This is a genomic window from Nostoc sp. 'Lobaria pulmonaria (5183) cyanobiont' (assembly GCF_002949795.1).
Lineage (GTDB): Bacteria > Cyanobacteriota > Cyanobacteriia > Cyanobacteriales > Nostocaceae > Nostoc.
Genome location: NZ_CP026692.1, coordinates 2,695,946 through 2,712,192, shown reverse-complemented (window position 1 = coordinate 2,712,192; position 16,247 = coordinate 2,695,946). Strand labels below are relative to the sequence as shown.

Sequence of the window (16,247 nt, the reverse complement as noted above, 5' to 3'; positions counted from 1 at the left end):
ACAACAGATGTGGTTCAAATACATGAAAACTGCTGTAATCTTTTGCAGTTTTTCAACAACTATATTTATATTGTTACAACAGATGGTTATTTGGCTGGCGCAGATTTGCAAATAGCAACATTTATTTCCAAAAATCACGGTGAAAGCGGATATAGTAATTAACTGGATTCGCCGCCTCTGTTATTGATTAGGGAAGCGGTAGTTCGATATTTAATTTGCTCCCTATTTCCATAACATTGTTTGCAAAGTCTGTCATACCTGCGATCGGGGCAGCGACTACAGTAGCAGCAGTTAGTATAGCTAATAGACGCTTTTTGAGTTTGGGTAAATTGCGTTTTTTTTCTGGCTTTTTAATTTCTTCTTCTACATCATCAATCTCAATGGTGATGTCGTCGCGGATAGCTGGTGGGAATTGGGCAGCAGTTTGGCGCAGGTTGCCGATCAGTTGCAGAATTTCGCTGATGTTTGCGCCGCTTGTTTGGTTGAAATTAGAGGCTTGCTGTCTGGCGTTGTCTTTGACTTCGTTGGCAAAGTTGGCGATGTTTGCGCCTTGAAGGTTGTTTGTGTTTTCTGTCATGGGTTTATATTCTCCTTGGTGGTTGTTATTGTAAATCTTGTTGACAATTGTGAAGCGATCGCTTTCTGGATCGCCTTTTTGTATTTTCTGACGCGATTCCAGTGATTCATAGCCATCTAAAAGTTGACGCAAATCGAGTTTTAATTTTAGTTTGCCGATGGTGATTGTGCTTTCACTCATTGCCTCAAGTCCGAGAAGTTCTTGGTAGTCAAGGGGCGGATGATTGGGATGGTTGGGGACGGGAACCCATTCGGTGATTTCGAGATTGGGAAGACTTTTGTGGATTTTTTGGAAGACATCGCGGAGGATGCCGAGAAATAAGCGGCGGGTTTCTTTGCGTCCGCTAATGGTGATGAAGATTTTTTTGTCTTCGGGATCGGCTTTGATCCGAGCAATGTTGTAGGGTTCGTTGTTTTCTTGATATTGCAGCATTACGCCACTGCGCCAATAGATTTGGTTATGAATTTTTTCGTGGGTGTTAACGATGAAGCGGGAAATGATGCTTTCGGGGAGAACTTTATAATGGTATTGAAATTCCAGGGTTTCGTCGTCGAGTTCTGTTTCGTCTGGTTGGTCTTTAGGCAAAAGTCCTGCAATCAGAAATTGTGGTGGATAACATTCTAGTGCAAAGCAAAGCTCAAATTCTTTCATCAACCCAATCAGATAACTGTGACGCTTGGTGGGGTAGCGTTCTGGATCGAGAATGCGGGTGAGATCGGCGGGGGTGAAAATGCCTTTGGTTTTAGTTTTGAGGTTTTCATCGCTCAGGAGCGCGTAAATGCCTTCTGTCACCCAGTTGGGTTTGAGGACGTTGGTATCTTTGAGGATGGGATGATCGCGGAAGTTGAGAACTAAGCCGAGTCGATGCAGCAAGTCGATGAGTTGCTCACGGTTTTGTTGTTCGCGAATCTTGTTTTCGTAGCAGATACAGATATAGTCATCGTAGCTGATGAAGTCTTGGGGCATGGATTCGAGTTGTTGTTTAACCTCAAACCATGTCAGGGGTAGAAGGTCGTAGACTTCTTTGAGGTTGGCGACTTGCTGCAAAATTGCGGTGCGAAGTTCATCAATGCCGATATTGTCTTGGCAAGAGGTTTCGATAATGTCTTGGATGTTAGGATATTTTTCGCGTAATGCTTTGCGGTTGATGTCGAAGGGTTGTTCGTCTTTTTTGTTGCCAACGATAATCACGGGGGACTTTCCGCCGAAGCTTTCGATTAGTTTCAGCCAATATTCGATGCGGTTTTCTTCTTCGCTGGTGCGACAATTACAAACGAGCAGATAGAGGCTGCGTTTAGTCAGAAAAAACTGATGGGTGGCATGATAAATTTCCTGTCCGCCAAAGTCCCAAACATTCAGGCGGATGTCTTTGCTATTGACCTGCACATTCCAAGTTTCCACATTGAGTCCGTCGGTTTGGGATTGATTTTGATCGTATTTATCGCGGATTAGTCGCTCGATAAGGGATGTTTTACCGACGCTACCTTGTCCGATGAGCAACAGTTTGGCTTCGTGTAATGGTCGAGTTTCACTTGTGCGAATTTGCCTCAAGTAATTAAAAATCTCTTTTGCATTTTTTGAATTAAGAATTTCTATGGGAATCTCGGTTATTTTGTTGTATCTGAGGTCAAGGTGCGTCAGATTGGTTAAATTAGCGATCGCTGGAATCTCGGTAATTTGGTTGCTATAGAGGTCAAGCTCCCTCAGATTGGTTAAATTAGCGATCGCCTCTGGAATCTGGGTTATTTTGTTGTCATTGAGGTGAAGCTGCGTCAGATTGGTTAATTTAGCGATCGCCTCTGGAATCTCGGTTATTTGGTTGTAACTGAGGTCAAGCTGCGTCAGATTGGTTAAATTAGCGATCGCTGGAATCTCGGTTATTTGGTTGCTATAGAGGTGAAGCAGCGTCAGATTGGTTAAATTAGCGATCGCCTCTGGAATCTGGGTTATTTTGTTGTCATTGAGGTGAAGCTCCCTCAGATTGGTTAAATTAGCGATCGCTGGAATCTTGGTTATTTGGTTGTAACTGAGGTCAAGCTGCGTCAGATTGGTTAAATTAGCGATCGCTGGAATCTCGGTTATTTTGTTGTATCTGAGGTGAAGCTGCGTCAGATTGGTTAAATTAGCGATCGCTGGAATCTCGGTTATTTTGTTGCTATAGAGGTGAAGCAGCGTCAGATTGGTTAAATTAGCGATCGCCTCTGGAATCTGGGTTATTTTGTTGTCATTGAGGTGAAGCTCCCTCAGATTGGTTAAATTAGCGATCGCTGGAATCTCGGTTATTTGGTTGTAACTGAGGTCAAGCTCCCTCAGATTGGTTAAATTAGCGATCGCTGAAATCTCGGTTATTTTGGTGTATCTGAGGTCAAGCTGCGTCAGATTGGTTAAATTAGCGATCGCCTCTGGAATCTCGGTAATTTGGTTGCTATAGAGGTGAAGCTGCGTCAGATTGGTTAAATTAGTGATCGCCTCTGAAATCTGGGTTATTTGGTTGTCATTGAGGTGAAGCTGCGTCAGATTGGTTAATTTAGCAAGCGCCTCTGGAATCTGGGTTATTTGGTTGTAACTGAGGATAAGCTGCGTCAGATTGGTTAAATTAGCGATCGTCTCTGGAATCTGGGTTATTTGGTTGGAAGAGAGGTGAAGCTGCGTCAGATTGGTTAATTTAGCGATCGCCTCTGGAATCTGGGTTATTTGGTTGTCATTGAGGTGAAGCTCCCTCAGATTGGTTAAATTAGTGATCGCCTCTGGAATCTGGGTTATTTGGTTGTAACTGAGGTCAAGCTGCGTCAGGTTAGTTAAATTAGCGAGCGCCTCTGGAATCTGGGTTATTTGGTTGGAAAAGAGGTCAAGCTGCGTTAGGTTGGTTAATTTAGCGATCGCCTCTGGAATCTGGGTTATTTGGTTGCCACTGAGGACAAGCTCCCTCAGATTAGTTAAATTAGCGATTGCATCAGGTATTTCAGTTAGCTCTACTCGAATTAAGATAAGTTTCTCTAAATGTAGTATTTGCGTTACCACATCGGGAATGCTCTCTAAAGGATTGCCACTAATATCCAACTTACGCAAATTAGGCAAACCCAATAGTTCGAGTGGAAGCGTTTTTAAATTGTTGCCTGAAACTTTTTGGAGAAGGCGGCCTCCTACTTCTTCATAACCTTCAACCTTCTTTCCCAAAATCAAAGACTCAAGCTGCTGCAACTTACCAATTTCTACAGGTAACTCAGTCAATTCCTGTCCAGACAAGTCTAACTCTTGCCAACCCTCAGCCACGGCGCGATCTATCAGTACCAATAACTCATCCTGCGTCATAATTCCAAGGATAAGGGTAAAAGGAAAGAAGATTGATAAAGATAGGACTTACGCATTGAAAACCTGAAACCTAGATCCCCCCTAACCCCCCTTAAAAAGGGGGGAACGCTAAAAGCCCCCTTTTTAAGGGGGTTGGGGGATCTCTTGTGCGTAAGTCCTAAAAGATGATCTTAACTGATTAGAGAAAAATGCTAGACCATCATTTTTTGGCGATCTGTCAGTTCCCTGTTTGGGATATTGCGGATTTAAGCGATCGCATATATCTAAATTTGGTTTTTAGCTATCTCTGTCATGATACTTGCGATCAATTTTTGGCATTGTTTACAAAATCGAGCGATCGTAAGTCGGAAAAACTTCATCCACCAAAGATTTGCGATGCGTTACGCTGGCGTGACAAAGCTAAATTGTTGCAATCATGGCGATGCCTGCGGCTGGCTATGCCTACGCATTTGTTACTTTGGCGAACTCATTTGTTATTTCGGCGAACTCATTTGTTATTTCGGCGAACTCATTTGTTATTTCGGCGAACGCATTTGTTATTTCGGCGAACTCATTTGTTATTTCGGCGAACTCATTTGTTATTTTGGCGATTGCATTTGTTATTTTGGCGATTGCATTTGTTATTTTGGCGATTGCATTTGTTATTTCGGCGAACTCATTTGTTATTTCGGCGAACTCATTTGTTATTTTGGCGATCGCATTTGTTATTTTTGAGTAAAGCAAACGCTCCTTTTACCAAGGCTACAGTGTATACACAAGTCTGAAATAGGTGATTAACCAGGGTTTTACCCCACCCTAACCCTCCCCGTATGTATTGGGGAGGGAACTATATTCTTGTTTTCCCCCAATAAACGGGGGGATTAAGGGGGGTAATTCGACATTAAGTTTTGACCATAATCACTGTACAATTACTCTTGCGAGAAATATTCTCGGCAATATTTCCATGAATCGCTTGTTGCAGTAGACTTTCACGGCTAGCTCCCAGAACAATCACATCACTGTTGTCTTCTTTGGCACAATTAAGAACAGCTTCAGAAACAGAATTGGCACAAACGGGAGTAGCCACCACTTTACCACTAACTCGGCGTTGCAGAAAGCTAACAGATTTATCTAGTAATGTTGTGTCAGGAATCGAGTTAGTCGGCTGGAAAACCTGACATAGCTTGATTTGGGGTGATGTACTTAAAGAAGCCAGAGCAGGTAATAACTTAATTGCTTGGCTGGAGTTAGGGCCGCCTGCCATTGGCAACAACCAACGGTCAAAGGATCTTTTATCATCCAATTTAGCCAAGATAACATCACAAGCAGCCTGTCGAATTATCGTATCCACCACTCGGCTAAAAACTCTACCAGGAGTTGATGTACTGCCTTTCCATCCCATCAGCACCATGTCAATGTGTCGTGCTTTGACAGTCTCCAAAATTGCCCCAGCAACATTATGGGCAACTCGGATCTCGGTATGAACGGGAATCCGCCATTCTTCTCCTAACAGTATTGCCCGTTGAAAAAGTTGAAGACTTTTGCTGATTTGCACTGGTGTTTCCGATGGGATGCGGCCAGACGCAACGATAATCACTTGGAGGCATTCTATTTCGTAATTGCGATCTTTGGCGATCGCAACTGCCATGTCTAGTAAAGTCTCGGCTGTTTGAGGATGTGAAAGTGGTACTAATAACCTTCCTTTGCCTGTAGCTGGAGCGCGAGTTTGGTAAACCACATAAGAAGGTGCTGATTTCGGTTCTATTTGTTCGCTATTACCACTCAGTCGCTCTGCTTCTACACGGATAATATCACTACGAGTAATAATTCCGATGAGCTTGCGACCTTCTGTAACCGGTAAGCAGCTGAGGTGATAACGATTGAGTATATGCAGTACATGAGCCAGTGTTGCTATGGGAGTTACTGTCACTGGCTCTGGTGTCATAATCTCGCTAACAGTTGTATCTTTGCCTGACTGTTGCGAAGCAATATTAACTAAATCTTTCTGAGTCACAATACCAACAACTTTACCATTTTCTAAAACTGGAAAGTTGCGATGGTTAGAGTGGGAAAATGCCTGTACTGCTTCATCAGTACTCATTTGACTAGAGAGAGTTTCCACACGCCGTTGCATCACATCTACGGCACTCAGTTGTGCCAGAAACCCCTCTGTGCTAGGCTCTTTGGTGATGTGAATCCCTTTCCACTCTAGTAGAAGGTCGTAGAGCGATCGCGGATCGATTTTTTCTGCTACTAAATAGGCAACCACAGACGCAATCATTAGCGGTAGCACCAGATTGAAATCTGTTGTCATCTCAAACACAATGACGACTGCTGTAATTGGAACCTTAGAGACGGCGCTAAAAAAGGCAGCCATGCCGACATGAGCATAGACTGTTGCAGCACTCATTCCCAGTAAACTGTGTTCGACAGCACCCACTAAGTAACCAAGGGCAGCTCCCAAGGCCAAAGTGGGAACTAGTAAACCCCCTGGCGCTCCAGAGCCGTAGGTAAAAATAATTAGGGTAAACTGAACTAAAAGAGCGATCGCTGCAAATGACCAATTAGCACTACCCACAAGCAAAATTTCTCTCAGCCCAGCATGATCGCGAAAGGTAGCAGGTAAAAAGGCGATCGCCGCACCACTGACTAACCCAGCGATTCCAATTCGCCAGGGTAAACTCAGGTGTAGCAGGCGGCGGTTAATTGCTAGACTCTCAAGAATACCTTTATTAAATAGAATGCCTAGAAGTCCCGCCAGCACTCCTAAAATCAAGTAGAAAGGGATTTCCTGAGCGAAGAAAGTTGTATCGGGAAGACCTAAATTTAGATGATTCAGATCCAGGCTGTGACTACCATAGAGCCGGGAAATGACTGAAGCGATGAAAGAAGCCAAAATCGCAGTCCCAAGAGTAATACCTGACACATCTTGGAGTAATTCTTCCACTACAAAAAGCACACCTGCGATCGGTGCATTAAAAGCTGCTGCTAACCCAGCCCCGGCTCCGGCGGCAATCAGTTGGCGACGATGCTCTGGTGAAGTCGGTGCCCAGTTACTAAGTTGATTTGCCAAGGCTGCCCCAATTTGGACAGTCGGCCCTTCTCGTCCTAAAGGCATTCCAGAACCCAACACTAATGTAGCGCTGATCAACTTGACCAAAGCAATCCGCAGATTTAATGGCATCGGCACGCGAGCCAATACGGCTTTGACTTCAGACATCCCACTACCTGATGCTTCCGGTGCAAAGCGCTCTACTAGCCAACCAGCTAAAAGTCCCCCTACTAGTCCAATACCTGGTAGCACCAAGTAGGCAGGCCAATGGTAAGAAAGATGCACTCGCCATGCGCCTGCCCAATCCACTGTCTGTCCTAATAGAACTGCCGCTAACCCAGAAACTAGACCAATCAGGCAAGCTTCCACGAAAGCTAACCGCCTGGGTTGAAGCAGCTGACGGGAAAGCCTCAACCAGAGAATTTTACCCCTGGCTAACATATTTTTAGGAATCACTTGTGATCAATGAAGGTATATAAATGTCTGAAATGTCTTACCGTTCACCCTATTTATAGCCTTTCATAAAAAAATGAAATTAGAATAAAAATTTTCTATGCCTAAAGATAGATATATACAGTAGCAGTACCGCAATGCGGAAGTCAAAAGTCAAAAGAATTGTATTCCGGGCTTTTACACCATTTGGAATGGTATGTTTATTTCCGCCATGTTGTACTAGATTAGGATTTACGCATAAAGATTCTCTAGAAAAATTGGGTGTAAAGTTTACTAGTAACGTTGCCAATCATACATAAATCGTCCATGACGATCGCGCACAAGTTCCCATTCTCCATGACGATATCGTTGTCCGTGATAACGTATAGAGCGATAGTGTCGCCTATAATAATGTCCTCGATTCCACTGGCGTTGATAATAATATCTTCCAGTCCGATGCCGTCTATGATAACGTCGTCGAGTTCGTCTGTGAGCTAACAAAAACTCTTCACTTCGCTCTCCTACTAATTTTGTCTGTACGTCAATACTCTGTTCATTGAGAACGTTATTTAGAGTATTATCTTTGGCTTCAACCAAAGTAGGTGGATAAATGAAGGCTAATAACAGGAACACAATTGAGGATAGCTTTTTGAAACGATTCACGTCTTTGCTTTTCCTAAACTATTGGTAATAATTTTATTTAATATTTAAGTTGAGCAATTATATAGTTCAGAATTCACAAATTTGAGTAACGCAAATGTCATTAAAAGTACATATAGCAGTTCCCATTCAGATGAAGTACAATGTCATATCGCTTGGTATAGTTGCTTGAGCATTATTAGTAAAAATTTTTAGTTTTATAAGCAATGGCATACATTCCAAAAAATGCAAAGTGGTATATTGCTGAATTGGTAATCGAGTGTAAAGTTGAGGGAAATCCACATAATGTTGTTCATGTAAATATTGTTCTTGTCCGTGCTTCTTCAGCAGAAGAGGCTTTTGAGAAAGCCGAAGAACTTGGTTATGAGAGTAACGACACATATCTTAATCCCAAAAATCAAACCGTAACTTTTACTTATAGAGGCTTACGGTCTCTGAATGTGATTCATGATGAATTAGAACATGGTGCTGAACTGATGTTTGAAGAAAAAATTGGTATACGTGAAAGCGAGTTACAACAAATGCTGACTCCAAAATCTCAGCTAGCTATTTTTCGTCCGTTAAAATCAATAGATCCATCTAAGCCAGACTATAGGAGTAAAGAAATTATGGATGAAGTCGCAAAAATGATGAGTGGCGATGGTGTTATTGAAAGACTTTAAATGCTTCAGCCCAACAGTGCATTCGCCATCCTAAACCTTTACAATAAAGCTAAGGTCAGCCCCTTCTCTGCGAGACGCTACGCGAACGGGGAAGTCAAAAGTCAAAAGTAAGAATCCCATAAATAAATTTACTTGCTCTGTAACAAGGACGCCGTATTTCTTGCGTTGCACGTCTCGAAATACATTTTTTCTTTTTCCATAAATAAATTTACTTGCTCTGTACCTTTTTCTTTCTGGTCATAAAAGCCCGAAATACAATTCTTTTGACTTTTGACTTTTGACTTTTGACTTTTGACTTTTGACTTTTGACTTTTGACTTTTGACTTTTGACTTCCGCCTTGCGGTATTAGTGGGTTGTTTGATGCAATCCACTGTGAGTATTGGTTGCATGTCTGTGCGATCGCTAGAGCAAGTAAGATACACTGAATCAATTAAGCACTGTTGTAGCAAATAATGCTCTCGCTAGCCATAGTTAATTAATTTTTTGCAGATTGCTAATTGTAAAAAATATTTCATCATCAGCGATCTGGCTATTATAATCAATGTTAATTTGAGTTGGATAACCAAGTATTGGATCGTATTGTACAGTCAAGTTTGCTGCTTTACGAATGAGCGCATCCCTGATGATATCAAAGAGTTTAGGAATTGTATTATATTGTTGAAAGAATTCTGCATTAGCTGGCTGTTTCGTTGCTTTATAAGTAATAGAAGTTGTGACTCGATTGCTTACTTTAATAATCACTGGTTCTGTGGCTTTCGGTAAACAATTGCAACTTCTAGTGAATTCATAGCGATAGTTAGAGATTTTTTGCCGTCTCCATAATCGGTAATTAATCTTAAATTGTTCCCAGGCTAAACTACTAGGCGCGGGTGTTTTGGCTACCTGTATAGGAGGAGGTTGAGATATTACAGGTGCACTAAAACCTAAAGATGCGACTAAAATAGCACTAATTGCAATTGGTAAGCGCATACAAATCCATTCTTAACTCCAACTGCTCACTTTAACGTAGCTTCAAGATGATTGCCAAAAGATTGAAATCATTTGTGACACTCAAAGCTGGTATGGGATTTTCAGCTTCATAGGCGATCGCGATGTGGATAATCTGCTTCAGGTCTGCTTCGGGGGATAAACCATCGCCCACAGCGAACATTCTAAAACTTTATTCCACAAGAACAATCAACCAAACATTTGATAGGTGTCGTGTTAGTCGTTACCTGGTTGCAACTCATCTGCTGTTAAATCTTTCCTGCAAAACGCTCTGCTAACCACTGTGACAGTAGTCCTCTTGCTCCATTAAGATAGATTCAAGTTCTCAGGAGCAATATCTCCTGAACATGGGTTTAGATTTTGGAAAAACCCTTTGTTCTTTACATCGGGTTATCAGCTGTATATGTTTTCTGAAGTTAAAAAATGTCTCATGTTAGCCGTACCTTTGGCAGCGGCACAACTGGCTCAATCTGCAACTGGTTTTGTGGATACAGTAATGATGGGCTGGTTGGGAAGTCAAACCATTGCATCTGGAGGTTTGGGAGCTGTTATCTTTAGTTTTTGTCTGTTGATTATTACTGGTATCGTTTCTGCTGTCAGTCCGTTAGCTGCCGAAGCATACGGAGCTGGAAATAGAGAAAAAGTTGGCACAATTGTCCGGCTTGGACTAAGGATATCTCTGGTGCTAGGAATACCAATTACATTGCTGCTCTACAATGGAGGTGCTTTACTACTTTTACTAGGACAGAATGCTAACACAGTAGCACTAGCAGAGATTTATTTAAGGGCGATCGCACTGGGTTTTATTCCTGCTTTAGGCTTTGGAGTACTTAAAAGCTTTCTTTCTGCTCTATTGCAACCGCAATTAGTGATCGTGACTGTGGTTTTAGGTACTCTGTTCAACATCACAGCTAACTATGTGCTGATGTTTGGCAAACTGGGATTCCCGGCGCTGGGTTTAGCTGGTATCGGTTGGGCAAGCACGCTTTCACTTTGGAGTATGTTTGTTGCTTTGACAGTTTATATATGTAATCAGCCTCGCTTTGCAGTTTACGGTATTTTTCGACCTTCGTCTCATGAAGCTTTTCCTCTAGAACATCGCCGGATCGTTGGTGAGATTTTTCAGGTTGGATTGCCCATTGGGGGTCTGATTGCGGTCGAAGGCGGACTGTTCACTGTTGTCACTTTCTCGATCGGACAATTGGGAACAAATGCCCTCGCTGCTCATCAAATTGCTTTACAAACAATTTCGATCTCATTCCAGATGGCACTAGGTATTTCTTTAGCGACAACAGTTCGTGTTGGACAGTTAGCTGGACAGAATGACCTAGTTGGCACTCGTCTAGCTGGATATGTAGGCCTTGCCATTGCAGCTTTATCTATGGGTATAGTAAGCCTTGCATTTTGGCTAGTACCAAAGTCGATTATTTGTCTTTATATTGACATCAACAATCAGAACAATGCAGATGTGGTTGCCCTCGCGGTGAAATTGCTAGCAGTCGCGGCAATTTTTCAAATAGTTGATGGTGTGCAAGTTACTGCCGCAGGAGCATTACGCGGACTAAAAGATACTCAAATCCCGATGTTGATTGGAATTTTTGCTTATTGGTGTGTTGGTTTATTCAGTGGTTATATTTTTGGGATCTCGTTGGGGTTTGGAGCTATTGGTTTTTGGTGGGGATTGGCTATTGGTTTAGCGATCGCTGCAATAATCCTAACTTGGCGGTTTAGCACCAGAAAAACTAATAACTGATAAACACAGATGAAGCTCAAGGGAAAAGTCCTTAAACAACTAAATTATAGTGACTTAGGTTGAATGAAAAAACAAATCTCAAGTAACGGATTAACTAAGGTTCAGGTACTGATTATGGCGATCGCATCTGGTGTGTGTGTTGCTAACGTTTATTATAATCAGCCAATTCTCAAAGATATTGCATCTTCTTTTCAAGTTAGTGAAGGTGAAGCAGGTAGCATATCTGTGCTTTCGCAAGTTGGTTACGGTTTTGGGCTTTTCTTTTTAATCCCCTTGGGCGATAAAATCAACAAAAAAACATTAATTCTTTCTTTACTTATATGTTTGTTCTGTTTGTTGATATTCATGACGGTTTCACAAAATATCGTCCAGGTTTGGATATTGAGCGTAGCAATTGGAATTACAACAGTCTCTGCTCAGATTATTCTTCCCTTAGCAGCAAGTATAGATAGAGTAACTACAGGTCAAACTGTAGGCAATATTTTTACTGGTATATTGATTGGAGTTTTAGGAGCAAGGGTTTTTAGTGGATATATTGCTGAATACTTGAGTTGGCGTTATGTATATGGATTTTCAGCAGTAATGATTTTAATTGTTACTGTTTTGCTCAAGATTTACTTGCCTAATGTAAATAATGAATATAGTGGTAATTATTTTGATTTATTAAAATCAACAATTCAACAATTAAAACGTTTTTCCTTATTGAGAGAAGCATCTTTAATTGGGGGATTAATGTTTGGTGTCTTTTGCTCATTTTGGACAACGTTGACTTTCCATTTAAGCGGAGCACCTTTTAACTTTCAATCTGACACAATTGGGATGTATGGCTTTGTGGCGATCGCAGGTGCATTGATGGCACCAATATTTGGTAAATTAGCTGATAAAGGTAATTCCCAACGTTCCTTAACTATTTCTGTATGCCTCGTGATTGCAAGTTTATTAATTGCTAAAATTGCTTCTAGTTCAGCGCTGGCGATCGCTGTTGCTGTATTGTTACTAGATGTAGGTGTACAAGCAATTCAAGTCACCAATGTTGCTAGAATATACACTCTTGATGCTCAATCAAATAGTCGCATCAACACCGTTTACATGACTACCTATTTTATTGGTGGTGCTGTAGGTACTAGTATTGGTCTATTATGCTGGCATTTTGGTGGCTGGAATTTGGTGACTTGGCAAATGTTAGTTTTTACTTTGCTTGCATTTATTGTTATAGTCAGACCCAAAATCACTACAGCGAGCATAAATAAATAGACCTCTTGCATTCAAAAATAAAGAACCCTACCCCGCATTTGAGTAAAGCAAACGCTCCTCTCCCCTTGGTAAGGGGCTACGGTGTACACACAAGTCAAATTACCCCCCTTAATCCCCCCAATATATTGGGAGGATTAAGGGGGGTCTATTCAACTTATGCAAGAGGTCTAATCTGTTGATATTTGCAAATCAACAGTGTTATTTTAAGCTATTGGGCGGCTACCATCTATCTCTAGAGTATCTTTAATTTTGAGTTTACTCTTGGCGATCGGACGTTGACCATCTATATCAAGAATTTTCTCAACCTCTAAATCACTAGGGTCAATTGGACGCTCGCCGTCTACAGCTAGCATCTCTTGTTCTTGAAAATTACTCTTGCCGATTGGGCGTTGACCATCTATATCAATTGTTTTATCGCTATAATTTTCATTTTTTGCAATTGGTCGCTCACCATCTATATTAATTGTTTCCTTAATCTCAAAGCTACTTGGATCGACTGGACGCTGACCATCTATATTAATTGTTTTATTTGACTGTTTGGGTTCGTTAGATAATGAATTCTCGTTAGTTTCAGCCATTTTTACCTCTCGATTTAAATTGTTTTTAGTACTATAAACTTTGTTTTTACTGTCCAGATTTCTTCTTACTTTTATAGACGTTTTCTCTACTGCAAGTAATATCATTTGAAGAATTATTTTTTTTCAGCTAAAGCGATTAACTTTAGGAAAATAGCAGCAAAATTGGTTTATTTAATCTTATATACTTTACTGAAATAGAATAAAAAAATCCTCTACCTCAGCACAGAATATATCTATGACTTTAGAGAGATATTTTATCTTTCAAAAAATATTTAATTACAGCAGTTTTCATATATTTGAACTACACCTATCGTAGGAGCGCCCCTACCGCGTGGTCTATTTACCTGAAAATAGCTGTAAAACACTGATGGGCGTGGTTGATTTTGCGCAGTAAGTGAGATGATTTTTGTCCTCACGCAGAGATGCAGTTTGCCGTTAGGCGTTTCCGTAGGATAATGCAAAGAATTAGAGATCGCGCCAAAGTATATATGCAAGTTGTCTAGCTTCATTGTCATCCCAAGTCAATTTCGGTGCTGCAACAAGCAAGGAAACTTATTCTGAAAATTTCAGTAAATAAATTAGAGTTTGTGGTAATATTTTTTAGTCAAAGTAACCCAATAAATACTTATATTAGTTCATACAAAAAATAAATAGTTATAACAAACTATACATAAATTTAGTAAAAATCTTGACAAAATATTTTTATTTTGCCAAAACATTTATATCAACTATTACCTATTGACAAGCATTACCTCATCTTCTAACTCAAGGAAGAATGCATACGCATTTCCACTTAATTTATACTATCTAGTTTTATTTACTAAGTATTATCTCTGTCTTCATTCCTTTACCAATGAGACTATATGAGCATTCGCTTGTTCCATATTCCTTTAAGGAAAATAATCCGCTTTTCTATACTCACTCTAGCTACGACCGTAGCACTTACAACCGTTGAACCTAGTCGCAGCGCAACAACATCTGAGTATCAATGGAATCAAGTCTCTATAGGGGGAGGAGGCTATGTTACCAATATTTATCTGCATCCTCTAGAGCGGAATTTAGCCTACATTAAAACCGATATAGGTGGCTTCTATCGTTGGAATTCGCTAGAGAAGAGATGGATTCCATTAACAGATCAGTTTGGGCCTGATAAAAGTAACTACTACGGCGGAGAAGGATTAGCACTTGACCCTAACAATCCAAATGTTATCTATATCGCAACAGGCAAATATACTAAGGCTAGCTTAGGAACAATCTTCAAATCGACCAATAAAGGTCAAACCTGGAGCAAACTGAACATAGATTTGCCAATGGGTGGCAACGAAACTAAGCGATGGACGGGGGAAAGGCTGGGAGTTAATCCATTTAATTCTAATATCATCTTCTTTGGTTCACGTTTGGATGGACTATGGAAGTCGGTGAATGCTGGTCAAACATGGAAGAAAGTAAGCTCTTTCTCTGGAAAACCCAATGCATACATTGGTATTACAGGAATTTTGTTTAGCAAAAAGAATGCTGGCTTGGTTTATGCAAATGCCTATGGAGACGGGATATATAAGTCTACCGATACAGGTGTTACCTGGAGCAGAATAACCGGAAGCCCATCAAAAGTAAATCGAATGGCGCTTACTAGCAATGGAGTACTGTATGTAACGCACACTTCAGGAGTTAGCAAATATGCAAATGGGGCTTGGAGCAATATTACGCCAACTAATATCAAAACTATTTCATTTAATGGGGTTTCTATAGATCCCAAAAACTCTAATCACGTTTTAGTTACTTATGACCAATACCATGAAAGTACTAATTACTCTAGAGTCTTTCAATCTACCGATGGTGGAACTACATGGCAACAGAAAAGCCATTCATTGAATCCTCAAGTCCCTTGGTGGTCAAACTGGTATTTTGCTTCTGCGGCCTCAGCGATTGAATTTGACCCAAATATTGCTGGCAAAGTTTGGTTAACAGACTGGTTTGGAACTTGGCAGACAGACAATATCAATGCTAACAAGCCTATCTGGTCTAACTATGAAAAAGGACATGAGCAAACAGTTACTTTTGACCTCGTCTCACCTCCAAAAGGCTCACTATTGTTAAGCGGTGTGGCTGATGTAGAAGGCTTTAACCATGGTCAGAAATTAGATACTTACCCATCTACTCAATTGGGTGGTATTAACGGCCCTTGGTTTCAAGAAACATACAGCATTGCTTACAGTGAAAAAGATCCTTTACGCATGGTACGTGTTGGCGGACATCGAGGGTTCAATACCTTTACAGGAGCAACTTCCACAGATGGCGGACATACCTGGAAAAACTTTTCCTCCTTTCCGCAGAATATTATGCCACTACGGGTAGCTATGTCTGCAACTAATCCAAATTTATTTGTAGCGATCGCCAGCGAGAAACAACCTATACGTACAACTAACGGTGGAGCTACTTGGAGTGGAGTATTAGGTTTACCCAACGGTTCTAAGGGGCCGTGGTACTGGGGTCAACCATTGGCATCAGACAAAGTAGATGGCAATATTTTTTACTACTATAGCGGTGGCAAAGTCTATCGCAGTCAGGATGGAGCTGCATACTTTAGTGTTGTCAACTCATCACTTCCTAGCGAAGATTCGTCTATACTCAAAACAGTTCCGGGGGTGAGTAACGAAGTTTGGATAAGTCTCAATTCGAATGGGCTTTATCGTTCAACAAACGGTGGTGCGAAGTTTGCCAAAATAGCTGGTGTGGAGAAAGCTTATTTATTTGCCTTTGGCAAGCCACAAACAGGAAGTACAATTCCAGCACTATATTTATATGGCAAAATTATTGGTATGGGAGGAGGAATTTTCCGTTCTTTGGATAGAGGGCAAACATGGACAAACATCTCTAATCCTCAAAATCCCATCGGCAATGTCCCGAACGTGATGGAAGCTAGCAGACAGCAATTCGGGCTAGTCTTCATTGGCACCGACGGCAAAGGAATCTACTATGGAAAACCACATTAATATAATT

Annotated in this window: 11 protein-coding genes; 5 read left to right on the top strand and 6 right to left on the bottom strand. The window is 41.0% G+C overall.

Going from position 1 to position 16,247, the window contains the following annotated elements:
- Positions 1-187: 187 nt before the first annotated feature.
- The gene (locus tag NLP_RS11800) at positions 188-3,889 is read right to left on the bottom strand and encodes a leucine-rich repeat domain-containing protein (protein ID WP_199784803.1); all 3,702 of its coding nucleotides are present in this window, start codon (positions 3,887-3,889) and stop codon (positions 188-190) included.
- A 188-nt stretch (positions 3,890-4,077) separates the two neighbouring features.
- Between NLP_RS11800 and NLP_RS33045 the strand changes: the two genes are divergently transcribed.
- Positions 4,078-4,653 (top strand): hypothetical protein, encoded by a 576-nt coding sequence (locus tag NLP_RS33045; RefSeq protein WP_158680348.1) that lies wholly within the window; start codon positions 4,078-4,080, stop codon positions 4,651-4,653.
- A gap of 116 nt (positions 4,654-4,769) precedes the next feature.
- On the opposite strand, the gene NLP_RS11790 is transcribed toward NLP_RS33045, so the two are convergent.
- Complete coding sequence (locus tag NLP_RS11790; RefSeq protein WP_104906572.1) at positions 4,770-7,361, bottom strand: chloride channel protein; 2,592 nt, start codon at positions 7,359-7,361, stop codon at positions 4,770-4,772.
- A 285-nt stretch (positions 7,362-7,646) separates the two neighbouring features.
- Entirely contained in the window at positions 7,647-8,015 is a 369-nt protein-coding gene (locus NLP_RS33040) for a hypothetical protein (RefSeq protein WP_158680347.1), read from the bottom strand.
- Between the two features lie 203 nt (positions 8,016-8,218).
- Between NLP_RS33040 and NLP_RS11785 the strand changes: the two genes are divergently transcribed.
- Positions 8,219-8,674: a DUF4288 domain-containing protein gene (locus NLP_RS11785; protein ID WP_104906571.1), complete on the top strand. Its 456-nt coding sequence runs from the start codon at positions 8,219-8,221 to the stop codon at positions 8,672-8,674.
- Between the two features lie 472 nt (positions 8,675-9,146).
- Here NLP_RS11785 and NLP_RS11775 read toward each other — a convergent pair whose 3' ends face one another.
- The gene (locus NLP_RS11775) at positions 9,147-9,644 is read right to left on the bottom strand and encodes a DUF6174 domain-containing protein (RefSeq protein ID WP_104906569.1); all 498 of its coding nucleotides are present in this window, start codon (positions 9,642-9,644) and stop codon (positions 9,147-9,149) included.
- 31 nt (positions 9,645-9,675) lie between these two features.
- Positions 9,676-9,825, bottom strand: a complete 150-nt coding sequence (locus NLP_RS33035) for a hypothetical protein (protein ID WP_158680346.1) — start codon at positions 9,823-9,825, stop codon at positions 9,676-9,678.
- 267 nt (positions 9,826-10,092) lie between these two features.
- Between NLP_RS33035 and NLP_RS11770 the strand changes: the two genes are divergently transcribed.
- Both NLP_RS11770 and NLP_RS11765 read left to right on the top strand, forming a co-directional pair.
- Positions 10,093-11,415, top strand: a complete 1,323-nt coding sequence (locus NLP_RS11770) for an MATE family efflux transporter (protein ID WP_234017280.1) — start codon at positions 10,093-10,095, stop codon at positions 11,413-11,415.
- A gap of 63 nt (positions 11,416-11,478) precedes the next feature.
- A complete protein-coding gene (locus tag NLP_RS11765) occupies positions 11,479-12,669 on the top strand; it encodes an MFS transporter (RefSeq protein ID WP_104906567.1) in 1,191 nt (396 codons plus the stop codon).
- Between the two features lie 203 nt (positions 12,670-12,872).
- Here the strand turns inward: NLP_RS11765 and NLP_RS11760 are convergent, their stop codons facing one another.
- Positions 12,873-13,247, bottom strand: coding sequence for a hypothetical protein (locus tag NLP_RS11760; protein ID WP_234017279.1), 375 nt, complete (start codon positions 13,245-13,247; stop codon positions 12,873-12,875).
- A gap of 863 nt (positions 13,248-14,110) precedes the next feature.
- Between NLP_RS11760 and NLP_RS11755 the strand changes: the two genes are divergently transcribed.
- On the top strand, positions 14,111-16,240 hold the full coding sequence (locus NLP_RS11755) for a hypothetical protein (protein ID WP_104906565.1): 2,130 nt from the start codon (positions 14,111-14,113) through the stop codon (positions 16,238-16,240).
- Positions 16,241-16,247: the final 7 nt, after the last annotated feature.

Bases quoted from the DNA above. Each gene is read 5' to 3' on its own strand.
- NLP_RS33035 (WP_158680346.1), bottom strand. From the start codon at position 9,825: ATGTTCGCTGTGGGCGATGGTTTATCCCCCGAAGCAGACCTGAAGCAG.
- NLP_RS11770 (WP_234017280.1), top strand. From the start codon at position 10,093: ATGTTAGCCGTACCTTTGGCAGCGGCACAACTGGCTCAATCTGCAACT.
- NLP_RS11785 (WP_104906571.1), top strand. From the start codon at position 8,219: ATGGCATACATTCCAAAAAATGCAAAGTGGTATATTGCTGAATTGGTA.
- NLP_RS11800 (WP_199784803.1), bottom strand. From the start codon at position 3,889: ATGACGCAGGATGAGTTATTGGTACTGATAGATCGCGCCGTGGCTGAG.
- NLP_RS11775 (WP_104906569.1), bottom strand. From the start codon at position 9,644: ATGCGCTTACCAATTGCAATTAGTGCTATTTTAGTCGCATCTTTAGGT.
- NLP_RS11755 (WP_104906565.1), top strand. From the start codon at position 14,111: ATGAGCATTCGCTTGTTCCATATTCCTTTAAGGAAAATAATCCGCTTT.
- NLP_RS11790 (WP_104906572.1), bottom strand. From the start codon at position 7,361: ATGTTAGCCAGGGGTAAAATTCTCTGGTTGAGGCTTTCCCGTCAGCTG.
- NLP_RS33045 (WP_158680348.1), top strand. From the start codon at position 4,078: ATGCTAGACCATCATTTTTTGGCGATCTGTCAGTTCCCTGTTTGGGAT.
- NLP_RS11760 (WP_234017279.1), bottom strand. From the start codon at position 13,247: ATGGCTGAAACTAACGAGAATTCATTATCTAACGAACCCAAACAGTCA.
- NLP_RS11765 (WP_104906567.1), top strand. From the start codon at position 11,479: ATGAAAAAACAAATCTCAAGTAACGGATTAACTAAGGTTCAGGTACTG.